This window comes from Pseudomonas sp. V88_4, from assembly GCF_029967985.1.
Taxonomy (GTDB): domain Bacteria; phylum Pseudomonadota; class Gammaproteobacteria; order Pseudomonadales; family Pseudomonadaceae; genus Aquipseudomonas; species Aquipseudomonas glycinae.
In genome coordinates this window covers 1-15,094 of record NZ_JASCAF010000040.1, presented here as the reverse complement: position 1 = coordinate 15,094, position 15,094 = coordinate 1, and the positions used below count along the sequence as shown (strand labels likewise).

Below are 15,094 nucleotides of genomic sequence, written 5' to 3'. Positions count from 1 at the left end.
ACCTTGTGGGAGCGGGCAAGCCCGCTCCCACAGAGGACGGTGTGGGGACTACAGAATGTTGGAGTAATCCGCCTCGATCCGGTCCAGGCTCAAGTGATTGAGGAAGTTGGAGAAGCACATCCACGCCGACAACGCGTTCATGTCGCGGAACTGGTCCGGCAGGTACTTGGGCGGTACCACCAGGCCTTCGTCCACCAGCTGACGCAGGGTTCGCATGTCCTCCAGCGTAGTCTTGCCGCAGAACAACAGCGGGATCTGCTCGAGCTTGCCCTTGCGCACGGCCAACTGAATGTAGTTGTAAACCATGATGAAGCCCTTGAGGTAGGACAAGTCTTTGGTGAATGGCAGACCGGTCGGCGTCGATCCACGGAAAACCCGACTGGCGTTGCCGTAGCTTTCCGCCATCTCGAAGCCCTGCTCGCGGAAGAACTCGAAAATCTGCAGAAAGTCCGCGCCCTCCTCGACCATGTGAATGGCGCGGGTGCGGTTGGTCAGTTTGCGCAGACGGCTGGGGTAGGAGGCGAAGGTGATGATTTCCATCAGGATCGCCAGGCCTTCCTGGGTCACCGTCGACGAGGGCGGGCCCTTGGACAGAAAGGTGCAGATCGGCTGGTTCAAGCCGTTGAGGGTGGTGCCGACGTGCACCAGGCCTTCGTGGACTTCCAGCGCGCGCACGTCGCGGTCGTTGAACATCGCATCGGTGCGAATCTTGATGTAGTCGGCACCCGCCGCCGCGTCGGCGACGATGCCGTCGGACTCGAACACGCGGATGGTTTCCTCGGCCTCGCCGAACACCTTGTTCAAACGGGTCTGCAGCAAGTGCACGGCGTCCTTGGCGGTAAGGGTCTTCGGTTCGTCCTTCAGATCGCCACGGCCGTCGATGTTGTTCAGGTAATCCGACATCATCAGGCCAAGGTCGGCCAGGGTCGGGTCACCGGCGTGGAACGCATCGGACGCGGCGCCGTACAGTTCCTGGGAAATCAGGCCGAAATCCTCGGTGCCGCGCGCTTCGAGCATGCGCACCACCATCCGGTATTCCTTGCACATGCGGCGCATGATCTGGCCGACCGGATTGAACTGGCCGAGCTGGCGCGTGATGTCGCGCTCGATGTTCTGGAATTCCAGCTTGACCTTGCTCGAATCGAAGGACAGCGGCCGGTTGAGGTAGTAGTCGCGATCCACCGCCGGCAATTCCTTGCCCTTGGCCTTGAGGAAGCCCTTGCGGATGTTCTCGTCCCACTTGACCGCGTCGAGCACGCGGATCGGCGTCTGCGCCAGCACTATGCGATCGGACAGAATGCGTATCGTCTGCTGGTAATCGTCCACCCGAAACTCCTGTAGAAAACGTGACGAACTGAATTATTTGGCCTTGGCCTGATGCTGATAGCGCGCCGCTTCGACGAAAACGTCGGAATTGGCCGGGTCGTCGAGGTAAGCAAAGACCTTTTCAAGCGGGCTGTCGACCTGCACACCCTCGCCGTCATCGGTCTGGAAGCCCTGCCCGTCAAGGGTTTTCTGGGCGATGGCCTGGTTGATCTGCTCAAGGTCGAGGTTGTAAATCACCAGTTCACGTTTGTCGGTGATCTCGAAGCCGGCGATGGTGAAATGCCCGCCGTATTGCGCCGGCACCTTCGCCGATAGATACCAGCGATTGCCGTGGCGCGACACCGTAAACGGATAGGCTTCACGCTCGCGGGGTTTGGCTTTGAAATACGCAACGGCCTGATAGCGATCGTTGCCCAGGCGCGTCAGCTCCAGATTCATCGGCTCGCCCCAGGCATTGGTGCTCGACCATTGGCCGAGCAGGCCCTTGGGCGCAGGTTCACTGGCGGGCAGCGGCTCGCGGAAGGTCACCAGACAACCGCTGAGCAGCAGGAACGACAAGGCGATCAGTACGCCACGCCAGGCTTTCATTCGACACTCCCTAGAACCTGAAACACCTTCCCCTGTGGGAGCAAGCTTGCTCGCGATGGCGGAGTGTCAGCCAATGAAGACTTTGAATGACAGATCGCAATCGCGAGCAAGCTCGCTCCCACAGGGAATTGCGTTACACCGACGCGAGCACCAGGTGCATATAGCGCGTCAGAATGCCGAGCATGTCCTCTTCGGCCAAAGGCTCGGCGTCGTTGAGCAGGCCCTGATATTCCATCCGTCCGATAATCGCCGTCAACACCTTGGCATCCTGCTGCGGCTCGCGCGAGCCCAATACCTGGAACAACTGGCAGGTGCCCTGCAACAGAATCTGCTGATGGGAACGCACCAGTCCCGCCAGACGCGGGTTGAGCAGCGCTTCCTGACGGAAGGCCTGTTCGGCCATCAAATGCTCGCGACGATTCACCAGTTGCCGGTGCACGTAGTCGGCCATCAACCGCGCGATATCGTCGGCCAGTTGCGAACGCGACTCCGGGCTGCCGTCGCCGCTGACCACCATTTCGCGCAGCAGGCCTTCGTTGTTGATCCACAGCTTGGCCATGTAGGCCGCGCTGCGTTCGACGTACTGGGCAAAGGTATCGGTGAGCAGGTCATCGATGTCCTTGAAGTAATACGTGGTGGCCGACAGCGGCACACCGGCCTCGGCCGCCACCGCCCGGTGACGCACGGCCCGCACGCCGTCGCGCACGACAATGCGCATCGCCGCATCGAGAATGTCCTGTCGACGCTGTTCACTGCCCTGCCGGCTGGCCTTGCGGCCCTGGTACTGAACACTTTCAGCGACCGCAGTGGCGATTCCCGCTGCACCCTCTTGAGCCATTGCACCGATCACGACAGGCATACCTCTGTTGTTTTCTTAAAAATTAACCATTTGATACGTTTGTACCAGACAGGCAATAAAAAGCCGCCCATTTCAGGCGGCTTTTTTATTGAAACACTTACGCTTGTGGCCGCATGTGCGGGAACAGGATCACGTCGCGGATCGACGGGGAGTTGGTCAGCAGCATCACCAGACGGTCGATGCCGATACCTTCACCGGCCGTCGGCGGCATGCCGTACTCCAGCGCACGAACGAAGTCGGCGTCGTAGTGCATGGCTTCGTCGTCGCCGGCGTCCTTGTCGGCCACCTGCGCCATGAAGCGCTCGGCCTGGTCTTCCGCGTCGTTCAACTCGGAGTAGGCGTTGGCGATTTCACGGCCGCCGATGAACAGCTCGAAACGGTCGGTGACGTTCGGGTTGTCGTCGTTGCGACGGGCCAGCGGCGACACTTCGAACGGGTACTGGGTAATGAAGTGCGGCTGTTCCAGCTTGTGCTCGACCAGTTCTTCGAAAATCATCACCTGCAACTTGCCCAGACCTTCGAAGCCCAGCACCTTGGCGCCGGCCTTCTTGGCGATGGCGCGCGCCTTGTCGATGTCGTTCAGGTCATCGGCGGTCAGCTCAGGGTTGTACTTGAGGATCGAGTCGAACACAGACAGGCGCACGAACGGCTCGCCGAAATGGAACACCTTGTCGCCGTACGGCACGTCAGTGCTGCCCAGCACCAGCTGCGCCAGTTCACGGAACAGTTCTTCGGTCAGGTCCATGTTGTCTTCGTAGTCGGCGTAAGCCTGGTAGAACTCCAACATGGTGAATTCAGGGTTGTGACGGGTCGAAACGCCTTCGTTACGGAAGTTGCGGTTGATCTCGAACACTTTTTCGAAGCCGCCAACCACCAGACGCTTGAGGTACAGCTCTGGCGCGATACGCAGGAACATTTCCATGTCCAGCGCGTTGTGGTGGGTTTCGAACGGCTTGGCCGCGGCGCCGCCAGGAATGGTCTGCAGCATCGGCGTTTCGACTTCGAGGAAATCACGCTTCATCAAGAAGCTGCGGATGTGCGCGATCACTTGCGAACGTACGCGGAAAGTCTGACGCACGTCTTCGTTGACGATCAGGTCAACGTAGCGCTGACGGTAGCGCTGTTCGGTGTCGGTCAGGCCGTGGTGCTTGTCCGGCAGCGGGCGCAGGGATTTGGTCAGCAGGCGCACGCTGGTCATTTCGACGTACAGGTCGCCCTTGCCGGAACGGGCCAGGGTGCCTTCGGCGGCGATGATGTCGCCCATGTCCCAGGTTTTCACCGCGGCCAGGGTTTCTTCGGACAGGGTCTTGCGGTTGACGTAGACCTGGATGCGACCGGTCATGTCCTGAATCACCATGAACGAGCCACGGTTGAGCATGATGCGACCTGCAACCTTGACCGGGATCGCCGCCTCTGCCAGCTCTTCCTTGGTCTTGTCCGCGTACTGTTTCTGCAACGCATCGCAGTAGTTGTCGCGGCGGAAGTCGTTCGGGAAGGCATTGCCCTTGGCGCGCTCGGCAGCAAGCTTTTCCTTGCGCAGAGCGATCAGGGAGTTTTCTTCCTGTTGCAGGGCTTGCGGATCGAGTTGTAGGTCGCTCATGTCTTTAAATTTTCCATCACAGGTTCGTTGCCCCCGCCGGCGACGGGGGACTTGAGGTCGGTTGAAAGCTTACAGCCCCGATTTCAGGCTGGCTTCCAGGTATTCGTCGATGTCGCCGTCGAGTACCTTGTCGCAGTCGCTGCGTTCGATGTTGGTGCGCAGATCCTTGATCCGCGACGCATCGAGCACGTACGAACGGATCTGGTGACCCCAGCCGATGTCCGACTTGGTGTCTTCCAGCGCCTGGGACGCCGCGTTGCGCTTCTGCATTTCCTGCTCGTACAACTTGGCCCGCAACATTTTCATGGCGGTGTCCTTGTTGGCGTGCTGGGAACGTTCGTTCTGGCAGCTGACCACGGTGTTGGTCGGTACGTGGGTGATACGTACGGCCGAGTCGGTGGTGTTTACGTGCTGACCACCGGCACCGGAGGAACGATAGGTGTCGATCCGCAGGTCTGCCGGGTTGATTTCGATTTCCACCTTGTCATCGATCTCTGGCGAGACGAAAACCGCGGAGAACGAGGTGTGGCGACGGTTGCCGGAGTCGAACGGGCTCTTGCGCACCAGACGGTGCACGCCGATCTCGGTACGCAGCCAGCCAAAGGCGTATTCGCCCTTGATGTGCACGGTCGCACCCTTGATCCCGGCGACTTCACCGGCCGACAGCTCCATGATGGTCGCGTCGAAACCGCGTTTGTCGGCCCAGCGCAGGTACATGCGCAGCAGGATGTTGGCCCAGTCCTGGGCTTCGGTGCCGCCGGAACCGGCCTGGATGTCCAGGTAGGCGTTGTTCGGGTCCATCTCGTGGCTGAACATACGGCGGAATTCGAGCTTGGACAGGGACTCTTCGAGACCTTGAAGGACTTCGACGACGTCGTTGACCGCGCCCTCGTCGTTCTCTTCAACGGCCATGTCCAGCAGCTCGCGGCAATCGGCCAGGCCACCGTTCAGTTCGTCGAGGGTGTCGACGATCTGCGCCAGCGCAGCGCGCTCGCGGCCCAGTTCCTGGGCGTATTCAGGTTTGTTCCAGACGGCAGGATCTTCAAGCTCGCGATTGACTTCGATCAGACGCTCATGCTTTTGATCGTAGTCAAAGATACCCCCGAATAGTTTCGGAGCGCTCGGACAGGTCCTTGATGGTGTTCAGGATCGGGTTGATTTCCATGACGGGCAGCACTCGTTGGCGAACTTTTGAAAGCCGGCGAGTATAACGTAATCACGCTGTCACGGCAGCCCGTCTGGCGGCTCTTGAGGCGAATGAACCCAATGGTTCATTCGATCCTCACCTGATTGCGCCCGTTGTTCTTCGCCAGATACAAACCACGATCCGCCGCCGAGATCAGCAACCGGCAGTCGCTGCCCGACTCCGGCACCATGGTCGCCAGGCCGATGCTGATGGTCAGGCTCGATCCTTCAGCCGGAGCAATGTGCGGAATCTTCAGCGCCGCGACCGTCTGGCGCAGCTTCTCCGCCACCAGTCGGGCCCCGCCCGGCGAGGTGTTGGGCAGCACCAGCGCAAACTCTTCGCCGCCATAACGCGCCGGCAGGTCGGACGGCCGGGCACTGGCCTCGCGGATCGCCGTGGCGACCTTGCGCAACGCTTCGTCGCCTTCGACGTGGCCGAAGGTGTCGTTGTAGGACTTGAAGTAATCGACGTCGATCATCAGCAACGACAACTGGCTCTGGTCACGCAGCGAGCGGCGCCATTCCAGTTCCAGGTATTCGTCGAAGTGCCGGCGGTTGGACAGCCCGGTCAGGCCGTCGGAGTTCATCAGCCGTTGCAGGACGAGGTTGGTGTCGAGCAATTGCTGCTGGCTGACCCGTAACGCGCGGTAGGCCGCGTCCCGTTGCAGCAACGTCATGTAGGAGCGCGAGTGATAGCGAATACGCGCCACCAGCTCGATGTTGTCCGGCAATTTCACCAGGTAATCGTTGGCCCCGGCAGAGAACGCCGCGCTCTTGATCAGCGGGTCTTCCTTGGTCGACAGGACGATGATCGGAATGTCCTTGGTCGCCGGGTGATTGCGGTATTCGCGCACCAGGCTCAGGCCGTCGAGGCCGGGCATCACCAGATCCTGCAGGATCACGGTCGGCTTGATCCGCACCGCATGGGCCACGGCAAGATGCGGGTCGGAGCAGAAGTGGAAGTCGATGTTCTCTTCATTCGACAGCCCACGGCGCACGGCTTCGCCGATCATCGCCTGATCGTCAACCAACAACACCATGGCAGCGTTCTCGTCGGTTTTGATGTCATCGATCTGTAAGTCATTCATGGGCGGTCACCTGAGTGCTGCGGGGGCCAGGATTGCGGATGGATGTGTTCATTTAGGGAAAATCTCCAGCAATCGTGGCGCTATCTTTTCCAGTGGACGGATTTCTACGGCCGCGTCGATGGCTGCGGCAGCCTTGGGCATGCCGTACACCGCACTGCTTTGCTGATCCTGCGCGATGGTCAGATAGCCCTGTTGACGCATGAGCTTAAGCCCTTGAGCCCCGTCGCGTCCCATCCCTGTCAATAAAACCCCTACTGCGTCACCGTTCCAGTAACTGGCGACGCTTTCGAAAAATACATCGATCGAAGGGCGGTAGATCTCGTTGACCGGCTCGGCGGTGTAGGCCAGCGTGCCGTTCTTGAGCAAGCGAATATGGTGGTTGGTGCCGGCCAGCAACACCGCGCCGGCCTGCGGCGGTTCGCCTTCGCGGGCCAGACGCACATCCAGGCCGCTGGCGCTGGCCAGCCATTCGGCCATGCCGGCGGCGAACACCTGATCAACATGCTGCACCAGCACGATGGCCGCCGAAAAGTGGCGCGGCAGGCCCTTGAGCAAGACTTCCAGCGCCGCCGGGCCACCGGCCGAAGAACCGATCGCCACCAGTCGCTGGCGCGAGGCGTTACTGCGCGGTGCCGCAGGTGCGGGGCGTGAGCGGGCGGTTTTTTCGCCGATCAGCCAGCCGATGTTGAGGATCTTGCGCAGCAGCGGCGCCGCCGCTTCCTGAGGATTGCCGCCGCCGATGGCCGGGGTGTCGACCACGTCCAGCGCGCCGTGGCCCATGGCTTCGAAAACCCGGTGCACGTTCTGCTGGCGGTCCACGGTGACGATGACGATCGCGCACGGGCTCTCGGCCATGATCCGGCGGGTGGCCTCGACGCCATCCATCACCGGCATGATCAGGTCCATCAGGATCAGGTCCGGGGTGTTTTCGGCGCACAGGCGCACCGCTTCGGCGCCGTTGCTGGCGACCCACACGACCTGATGCGCCGGCTCGAAAGCCAGCGCCCGGCGCAGGGCCTCCACCGCCAGGGGCATGTCGTTGACGATTGCGATCTTCATGCCCGCGCTCCTCCGATGAGCTCAACCACCGCGTCGAGCAGGGCGTCGTCATGAAAACTGGCCTTGGCCAGATAATAGTCGGCGCCGGCGTCCAGTCCACGGCGGCGGTCTTCCTCGCGATCCTTGTAGGACACCACCATCACCGGCAACGATTGCAGACGGTTGTCGCGGCGCAACAACGAGACCAGTTCGATGCCGTCCATGCGCGGCATGTCAATGTCGGTGATCAGCAGGTCGAAGTCCTCGGAGCGCAGGGCGTTCCAGCCGTCCATGCCGTCCACCGCAACAGCCACGTCGTAGCCGCGATTGAGCAGCAGCTTGCGTTGCAACTCGCGCACAGTCAGCGAGTCGTCGACTACCAGAATCCGTTTGCGCGCCGCTTCTGCGGCCTGATTGCCGTGGCGGGCAATGCGCTCCAGTCGCCCGGTGTTGAGCAGTTTGTCCACCGAACGCAGCATGTCTTCGACATCGACGATAAGCACCACCGAGCCATCGTCCAGCAGAGCGCCGGCGGAAATGTCCTGCACTTTGCCCAGACGCTCGTCCAGCGGCAGCACCACCAGCGTGCGTTCGCCGATGAAGCGCTCGACCGCCACGCCGTAGATCGCGTCGCGCTCGCGGATCACCACGACCTTCAGGGTGTCGCCGCTGTTCTGGCTGGCCGGACGCTGTAGCAACTGGCTGGCCGCGACGAGCCCGACATGTCGGCCCTCGTGCCAGAAATGCTGGCGCCCTTCGACCTGCACGATATCGTCCGGCGCCAGATCGCACATGCGCTCGATGTGCGCCAGCGGGAAGGCGTAGGCCTCGTCGCCGACCTCCACCACCAGGCTGCGCACCACCGACAGGGTCAGCGGCACTTCGAGATAGAAACGACTGCCCTCGCCCGCCGTCTGCTCCAGCACCACCGCACCGCGCAACTGGCGGACCATGTGCTGAACAGCATCGAGACCGACGCCACGACCCGACACTTCGGTGACCTTGTCGCGCAGGCTGAAACCCGGCAGAAACAGGAAGGTCAGCAGTTCTTCTTCGCTCAATTGGGCGGCGGTTTCCGCGGGCGACAACTGGCGTTCGACGATGCTGCGCCGGACCTTTTCCAGATCCACACCATTGCCGTCGTCGCTCAGTTCCAGCACCAGCAGACCGGCCTGATGCGAGGCGCGCAGACGAATCAGGCCTTCCTCGGACTTACCCTTGAGCAGGCGTTCCTGTGGGGTTTCGATGCCGTGATCGACCGCGTTGCGCAGCAGGTGCGTCAGCGGTGCTTCAAGTTTTTCCAGTACATCGCGGTCGACCTGAGTCTTCTCGCCCTCGATCTCCAGCCGCACCTGCTTGCCGAGGCTGCGGCCGAGGTCGCGCACCATCCGCACCTGACCCGACAGCACATCGGCGAACGGCCGCATGCGGCAGGCCAGCGCGGTGTCATAGAGCACTTGTGCACGCTGACTCGCCTGCCAGGCAAACTCGTCGAGTTCGGCGTTTTTCTCTGCCAGCAACTGCTGGGATTCGGCGAGCAAACGGCGCGCGTCTTCCAGCGCCTCTTGAGCTTCAAGGCTCAGGGCGTGTTCCTTGAGATGAACGTTAAGACTTTCCAGCGCCCGCAGGCCGTTGTTCTGCATGCGCTTGAGGCGCTGCATGGTGGCCAGGTGCGGTTTCAGACGCTGGGTTTCCACCAGGGATTTGCTCGACAGGTCGAGCAGGCTGTTCAGGCGTTCGGCGGTGACCCGCAGCACCCGCTCGCCGCCCTCGGTGGTGCGTTTGCTCTTGCGCGGTGCGGGCTCCGGCTCGGTCACCTCGACGGGGATTTCAACCGGCGCAGGCTCAACCACCGGCGGTGGCTGAAGTTGCAACTCGGCCATCGGCGGCGCACTCGCAGCGGCAGGCACTACTGGCGGCGCCGTCGGGTCGAGCAACCCGCCCATCAACGCCACATAAGCCTCGATGTCCGCCTGTTGCGGGCCGTTGGCCGGGGTGGCGATGCGCATCAGCAAATCGGTGCCCTGCAACAACGCATCGATATGCTCCGGGCGCAGGAACAACCGCCCTTCCTGGGCGCTGACCAGGCAATCTTCCATCACGTGGGCGACGCTGACGCCGCTGTCGATACCAACGATCCGCGCCGCGCCTTTCAACGAGTGCGCCGCGCGCATGCACGATTCGAGCTGATCGGCCTGGGTCGGGTTGCGCTCCAGCGCCAGCAGCCCGGCGCTGAGCACCTGGGTCTGGGCTTCGGCTTCGAGGCTGAACAGCTCGAGCAAGGAGGCGTCGCGCATTTGCTCGGGGGTCATGTGAGGCTCCGGGACACGGCGGACAACAGCTGTTCTTCATCCAGCCAACGCAGGCTGCGACCTTTGAAAGGCAACACACCTCGGGTGTATTTGGCGCTGGCGTGTGCGCCGGATCGTGACGCGGCGTCGAGAATTCGCTCGTCGATGGCGTGAATCCCGTCGACTTCGTCCACCGGCACCACCACCGGCCCGCCCTGGGCCGCGATGATCAGCATGCGCGGCATGATCCGCGCGCCGGTCGCCGGGGCTGCGCTGCTGTCGAGGTCGAGCAGTTCGACCAGCGACAGGCACGCCACCAGCGCCCCGCGTACGTTAGCCACGCCGAGCAAGGCCCGGGAGCGCTGGTGCGGTAAAGAGTGAATCGCCTGCAACGGCGCGACCTCCACCAGACTGCGGGTGGCCAGGCCGAGCCATTCTTCACCGAGGCGAAACATCAGCAGCGAACGGGTTTTCAGCTCGGTCTCGACCTGGATCGCCACCGGATCGCGTTCGTCCTGCTGCAATGCATAGCGGTCGAGCAGCCGTGTGGCGGCGGCGGAATACACCGAGCAATTGCGGCAATGGATGTGTTCTTCCAGCAACGGGCAGGACTTGTCGCCGTGGATACCGATGCGGTTCCAGCAATCGTCGATGGCCCGGGCGTCTTCGTGAGTGACGTTCAAAGTGTCGGACAGGATCATCGTTTACGCTCACTGTCGGCGGTGCGGCCGCTGCGGGCGGCGCGCTCCTGCAATCGTCTGGCGCCGGCCGTGTCGCCCTGGGCCTGCAGCAACGCAGCCAGGTGCATCAAGGCTTCGGGGTGTTGCGGTTCGAGATACAGCGCCTTGCGGTAAAAGCCCTGGGCTTCGAGGGCGCTGCCGGCGACATCGCTCAACAGGCCGAGCCAGTAAAACACCTGGGCCACCGGCTCATGGCTGCGCAAATACTGCTCGCACGCGGACCGGGCTTCGGCGCTTTTGCCTTCATTGGCCAGAGCGGCGATGTTGGCCAACAAGGTCGCGGCGTCGGGATTTGTGCTTTTAGCCGTCGCGGGCAAAGGCGTCACGCCAGCAAACGGACGGTTGCGCACCGGCGTCGGTGGCGTGCTGCGCAGCGGCTGGCGCACAGGCAACGGCAGCGCAATCGCGGTCGGCATCGGCAACGGTTCGGGTTGTGGATCGCTGTGACGGCTGAAAGCGAAGGACTGTGGAATCCCGATCGAACGCATGCCGAGCCGCCCGAGCAGGCTGCCTTCGGCTGGGCCGATAAACAGCACGCCATCCACATGGGTCAGGCGCTTCAGCACGGCGAATACCTGCTGCTGGGTCGGCTGATCGAAATAGATCAGCAGGTTGCGGCAGAACACGAAATCGAACGGCGGCTCGTTGACCAGCAATGACGGATCGAGCACGTTGCCAACATGCAGGCGCACCTGCTCGCGGACGCTTTCACTCACCCGGTAACCTTCGTTCTCGGCAGAAAAATGCCGCTCGCGAAAATCCAGCTCCTGGCCGCGAAACGAGTTCTTGCCGTACAGCGCCCGCCGCGCCTTGTCCACGGACATAGGGCTGACGTCCATGCCATCGACCTTGAACTGATGAGGCTTGAGCCCCGCATCGAGCAACGCCATGGCAATCGAATAGGGTTCTTCACCGGTGGAACACGGCAGGCTGAGGATGCGCAGCGCGCGCATGTTGTTCAGCTCGGTCAGGCGTTTGCGCGCCAGTTTGCCCAGGGTGGCGAAGGATTCCGGGTAACGGAAAAACCAGGTCTCGGGGACGATCACCGCTTCGATCAGCGCCTGCTGTTCATCCCGAGAGCCTTGCAGCGTCTGCCAGTACTCATCGGCATTCACCGTTTGCGACAGGGTGATGCGCTGGCGTACGGCTCGCTCGATGATCGCCGGCCCGACCGAAGCGACGTCGAGGCCGATGCGTTCCTTGAGGAAATCGAAGAAGCGCTGGTCGCTGCTCATGGCTGCTCCTCAAGCCGCGCCGGATCCAGCGGCGGCGACGGGATCAACAACGTACGCACCGACTCGTCCAGCAGGTCGTTGACCCGCACCCATTGCACCAGCCCCTGCGCGTCTTCACGCACCGGGCCCAGGTACGGTGCCTGACGATTGTCGAGGCCGTACGGCTGGAAATCATCCGGGTTGCAGCGCAGGGTATCGGTGGCCTGTTCGAGGATCAGTCCCAACCACTGCGCGGGTTGCGAGTCTTCCGCGCGGTAATGAACCAGCACCAGTCGCGTGCTGGTGCGCGCTTGCGCAGGATGGCCGAAGGTCAGGGCGCTGAGGTCGATCACCGGCACCACCGTGCCGCGATAGGCGAACACCCCCGCCACCCAGTGCGGCGCCCGGGCAATCGGCTTCAACGGCAGGCGCGGCAGCACTTCGGCCACTTCCGTGGCGCGCAGGGCGTAGCGTTCGCTGCCGATGCGAAACAGCAGAAACAGCGCCTGCTTCGCCACCGGTGCAGCGCTGCGTTTGGCGGTGATTTCGCTCATCAGACTTTGAATCGCGAAACGCCGCTGCGCAGGCCCACGGCCACCTGGCTCAGTTCGTCGATGGCGAAACTGGCCTGACGCAACGACTCGACCGTCTGGCTGCTGGCATCACCCAGTTGCACCAGCGCGTGGTTGATCTGCTCGGCGCCAGTGGCCTGGGCCTGCATGCCTTCGTTGACCATCAACACCCGCGGCGCCAGCGCCTGCACCTGATGGATGATCTGCGACAGCTGCTCGCCGACCTGCTGCACTTCAGCCATGCCGCGCCGTACTTCCTCGGAGAACTTGTCCATGCCCATCACCCCGGCGGACACCGCCGACTGGATCTCGCGGACCATCTGTTCGATGTCATACGTGGCAACAGCGGTCTGATCCGCCAGACGCCGCACTTCGGTGGCGACCACGGCAAAACCGCGACCGTACTCGCCGGCCTTCTCCGCTTCGATCGCAGCGTTCAGGGACAGCAGGTTGGTCTGGTCGGCGACCTTGACGATGGTCACCACCACCTGATTGATGTTGCCGGCCTTCTCGTTGAGGATTGCCAGTTTGGCGTTCACTAGGTCCGCTGCGCCCATCACCGAATGCATGGTGTCTTCCATGCGCGCCAGGCCCTGCTGCCCGGAACCGGCCAGCACCGAGGCCTGATCGGCGGCGGTGGAAACTTCGGTCATCGTGCGTACGAGGTCGCGGGAGGTCGCCGCAATTTCGCGGGACGTCGCGCCGATTTCAGTCGTGGTCGCAGCGGTTTCGGTGGCGGTGGCTTGCTGTTGCTTGGAGGTCGCAGCGATCTCGGTCACCGAGGTGGTGACCTGCACCGACGAACGCTGGGCCTGGGACACCAGCGAGGTGAGCTCCGTCATCATGTCGTTGAAGCCGGTTTCCACGGCGCCGAACTCGTCCTTGCGCTCGAGATTCAAGCGGCTGCTCAGATCGCCGGTGCGCATGATGTCGAGGATCTGCACGATACGGTTCATCGGCGCCATGATCGCGCGCATCAGCAACAGACCACAGAAACCGGCGGCCAGCACCGCCACCACCAGCGAGACAAACATGCTGACTTTGGCTGCCGCCACGGCCTCGTCGATGTTGGCCATGGCCTGGTCGGCGACTTTCTTGTTTTCGCTGATGATGTCGTTGAGCTTCATCCGGCCCGAGTACCAGGTCGGAGTCAGTTGCTCGTGGAACAGCTTGACCGCATCCGCTTCCAGATTGCGCTTGTGCAGATCGAGCACCGCATCCTGAATTTTCAGGTAGGCATCGTGATACTTCTCGAACGCCGCGAATTCGAGCTTGTCCTCGTCCGTGACCACCGTGCCACGGTAATTGGCCATCTGTTCCTGAAGCCGAGATTCGAAAGCCTTGTAATCGGCCGCATCTTCGCTGCTGATGCCCTGCCCTTCCTTGAGCCCCAGCAGTTCCTGGGTCTGCAGGTAGCTGTCGACCCACGCGCCACGAATCATCGAGCTGTAATAGACGCCGGGAATCGCGTCGTCACGGACGCTGTTTTCACTGGCTTCGATCTTCAGCAGCCGCGAATACGAGACGACCACCATCAGCAGCATGATGGCGATAATCACCGCAAAGCTCGCCAAAATGCGTTGGCGCAACGTCCAGTTCTTCACAGTCAGTCCTCGGGGCGGGTCGAAATGCGGGGGAGTATAGCTGAGGGCGGTGTTTCATTTATAAGACGGTTTGCCGCGCCCAGGCCTTCCGGTCATAAACACGACGGGCTCTGGACTGGGACTTTCCGGTAATCGGCGGTCGGCGTGCCAGTGGCGCAGTGGCAAAAAGGGGCGATGGATTGGCCATTTCGGTTTTAGATGATCTAGCGACACGGTAGCCATGTGCCACTGTGCGCAACTTCTTGCGCACTTGTTTCGCGAAATCGCCGCCTGATTTCGCTACAGCCCCCGAGTACCGTCGCCTGTAGCCGAGTGCGCAACTTCTTGCACAGTACTGCGCAAGAAGTTGCGCACTTTTGCTTTCATCGCTGTTCAAAAAACGCTCAAACCCGCGAACCAGAGCGGTCAAGCCCCCGGCTCCCGGGGGCGCACCAAAAACTGGCACGCTCCTTGATAACAGTTCAGGCACCCACCGGGCGATTTCGCCTCCCGGGCACCTTAAATTTATCCGCAAGGAGAGCACCCCATGGCAACACCAGCGTACATGTCGGTTACCGGCGAAAAACAAGGCCTGATCACTGCCGGCGCTTTCACCGCCGACTCCGTTGGCAACACCTACCAGGAAGGTCACGAAGACCAGGTCATGGTTCAGGCGTTCAGCCACGACGTGATCATCCCGCGTGACCCGCAATCCGGTCAGCCAACCGGTCAGCGCGTTCACAAGCCAGTGATCATCACCAAGGTCTACGACAAGGCTTCGCCACTGCTGCAAGCCGCTCTGACCTCCGGCGAGCGCATGAGCGAAATCGTTATCCAGTGGTACCGCACTTCGGCTCAAGGTACCCAAGAGCACTACTACACCACCAAACTGGAAGACGCGATCATCGTCGCCATCAACAACAAAATGCACAACTGCCAGGATCCATCGAACGCCCACTTCACCCACCTGGAAGAAGTGCAGTTCACCTACCGCAAAATCACCTGGACCC

General features: G+C 61.9%; 13 protein-coding genes. 1 reads left to right on the top strand and 12 read right to left on the bottom strand.

Annotated elements, in window-relative coordinates; all coding sequences use genetic code 11:
* Window positions 1-48: 48 nt before the first annotated feature.
* The 12 genes from QLG12_RS15165 to QLG12_RS15110 all read right to left on the bottom strand — a co-directional run bounded on the left by QLG12_RS15165 (window position 49) and on the right by QLG12_RS15110 (window position 14,105).
* The gene (locus tag QLG12_RS15165) at window positions 49-1,326 is read right to left on the bottom strand and encodes a flavohemoglobin expression-modulating QEGLA motif protein (protein ID WP_011332649.1); all 1,278 of its coding nucleotides are present in this window, start codon (window positions 1,324-1,326) and stop codon (window positions 49-51) included.
* Window positions 1,327-1,359: 33 nt separating this feature from the next.
* On the bottom strand, window positions 1,360-1,914 hold the full coding sequence (locus QLG12_RS15160) for a hypothetical protein (protein WP_192563670.1): 555 nt from the start codon (window positions 1,912-1,914) through the stop codon (window positions 1,360-1,362).
* Between the two features lie 133 nt (window positions 1,915-2,047).
* Entirely contained in the window at window positions 2,048-2,752 is a 705-nt protein-coding gene (locus tag QLG12_RS15155; RefSeq protein ID WP_282474966.1) for a TetR family transcriptional regulator, read from the bottom strand.
* 118 nt (window positions 2,753-2,870) lie between these two features.
* Complete coding sequence (gene lysS / locus QLG12_RS15150; RefSeq protein ID WP_039769614.1) at window positions 2,871-4,373, bottom strand: lysine--tRNA ligase; 1,503 nt, start codon at window positions 4,371-4,373, stop codon at window positions 2,871-2,873.
* Between the two features lie 69 nt (window positions 4,374-4,442).
* A protein-coding gene (gene prfB, locus QLG12_RS15145) for a peptide chain release factor 2 (protein WP_102621447.1) occupies window positions 4,443-5,538 on the bottom strand; the annotation gives its coding sequence in 2 pieces (ribosomal slippage) (window positions 4,443-5,465 and window positions 5,467-5,538; 1,095 coding nt in all).
* A 106-nt stretch (window positions 5,539-5,644) separates the two neighbouring features.
* Window positions 5,645-6,646 (bottom strand): PleD family two-component system response regulator, encoded by a 1,002-nt coding sequence (locus tag QLG12_RS15140; RefSeq protein ID WP_197868831.1) that lies wholly within the window; start codon window positions 6,644-6,646, stop codon window positions 5,645-5,647.
* A 48-nt stretch (window positions 6,647-6,694) separates the two neighbouring features.
* Window positions 6,695-7,705 (bottom strand): chemotaxis response regulator protein-glutamate methylesterase, encoded by a 1,011-nt coding sequence (locus QLG12_RS15135; protein ID WP_197868832.1) that lies wholly within the window; start codon window positions 7,703-7,705, stop codon window positions 6,695-6,697.
* Window positions 7,702-9,996, bottom strand: a complete 2,295-nt coding sequence (locus QLG12_RS15130; RefSeq protein ID WP_282474817.1) for a hybrid sensor histidine kinase/response regulator — start codon at window positions 9,994-9,996, stop codon at window positions 7,702-7,704. The genes QLG12_RS15135 and QLG12_RS15130 overlap by 4 nt, the downstream gene beginning before the upstream one ends.
* Window positions 9,993-10,676: a chemotaxis protein CheW gene (locus tag QLG12_RS15125; RefSeq protein WP_282474816.1), complete on the bottom strand. Its 684-nt coding sequence runs from the start codon at window positions 10,674-10,676 to the stop codon at window positions 9,993-9,995. The genes QLG12_RS15130 and QLG12_RS15125 overlap by 4 nt, the downstream gene beginning before the upstream one ends.
* Complete coding sequence (locus QLG12_RS15120) at window positions 10,673-11,950, bottom strand: CheR family methyltransferase (RefSeq protein WP_282474815.1); 1,278 nt, start codon at window positions 11,948-11,950, stop codon at window positions 10,673-10,675. Before QLG12_RS15120 ends, QLG12_RS15125 begins: the two co-directional genes overlap by 4 nt.
* Complete coding sequence (locus tag QLG12_RS15115) at window positions 11,947-12,483, bottom strand: chemotaxis protein CheW (protein ID WP_282474814.1); 537 nt, start codon at window positions 12,481-12,483, stop codon at window positions 11,947-11,949. The genes QLG12_RS15120 and QLG12_RS15115 overlap by 4 nt, the downstream gene beginning before the upstream one ends.
* The gene (locus QLG12_RS15110) at window positions 12,483-14,105 is read right to left on the bottom strand and encodes a methyl-accepting chemotaxis protein (protein WP_197868837.1); all 1,623 of its coding nucleotides are present in this window, start codon (window positions 14,103-14,105) and stop codon (window positions 12,483-12,485) included. The genes QLG12_RS15115 and QLG12_RS15110 overlap by 1 nt, the downstream gene beginning before the upstream one ends.
* Window positions 14,106-14,631: 526 nt before the next feature.
* Here QLG12_RS15110 and QLG12_RS15105 point away from each other — a divergent pair.
* The coding region (locus QLG12_RS15105) for an Hcp family type VI secretion system effector (RefSeq protein WP_282474813.1) at window positions 14,632-15,094 on the top strand (463 nt) is incomplete at its 3' end.

Excerpts from the sequence above, each read along its gene's own strand:
- QLG12_RS15130 (WP_282474817.1), bottom strand. The coding sequence starts at position 9,996 with ATGACCCCCGAGCAAATGCGCGACGCCTCCTTGCTCGAGCTGTTCAGC.
- QLG12_RS15155 (WP_282474966.1), bottom strand. The coding sequence starts at position 2,752 with ATGGCTCAAGAGGGTGCAGCGGGAATCGCCACTGCGGTCGCTGAAAGT.
- QLG12_RS15120 (WP_282474815.1), bottom strand. The coding sequence starts at position 11,950 with ATGAGCAGCGACCAGCGCTTCTTCGATTTCCTCAAGGAACGCATCGGC.
- lysS (WP_039769614.1), bottom strand. The coding sequence starts at position 4,373 with ATGAGCGACCTACAACTCGATCCGCAAGCCCTGCAACAGGAAGAAAAC.
- QLG12_RS15160 (WP_192563670.1), bottom strand. The coding sequence starts at position 1,914 with ATGAAAGCCTGGCGTGGCGTACTGATCGCCTTGTCGTTCCTGCTGCTC.
- QLG12_RS15135 (WP_197868832.1), bottom strand. The coding sequence starts at position 7,705 with ATGAAGATCGCAATCGTCAACGACATGCCCCTGGCGGTGGAGGCCCTG.
- QLG12_RS15115 (WP_282474814.1), bottom strand. The coding sequence starts at position 12,483 with ATGAGCGAAATCACCGCCAAACGCAGCGCTGCACCGGTGGCGAAGCAG.
- QLG12_RS15125 (WP_282474816.1), bottom strand. The coding sequence starts at position 10,676 with ATGATCCTGTCCGACACTTTGAACGTCACTCACGAAGACGCCCGGGCC.
- QLG12_RS15140 (WP_197868831.1), bottom strand. The coding sequence starts at position 6,646 with ATGAATGACTTACAGATCGATGACATCAAAACCGACGAGAACGCTGCC.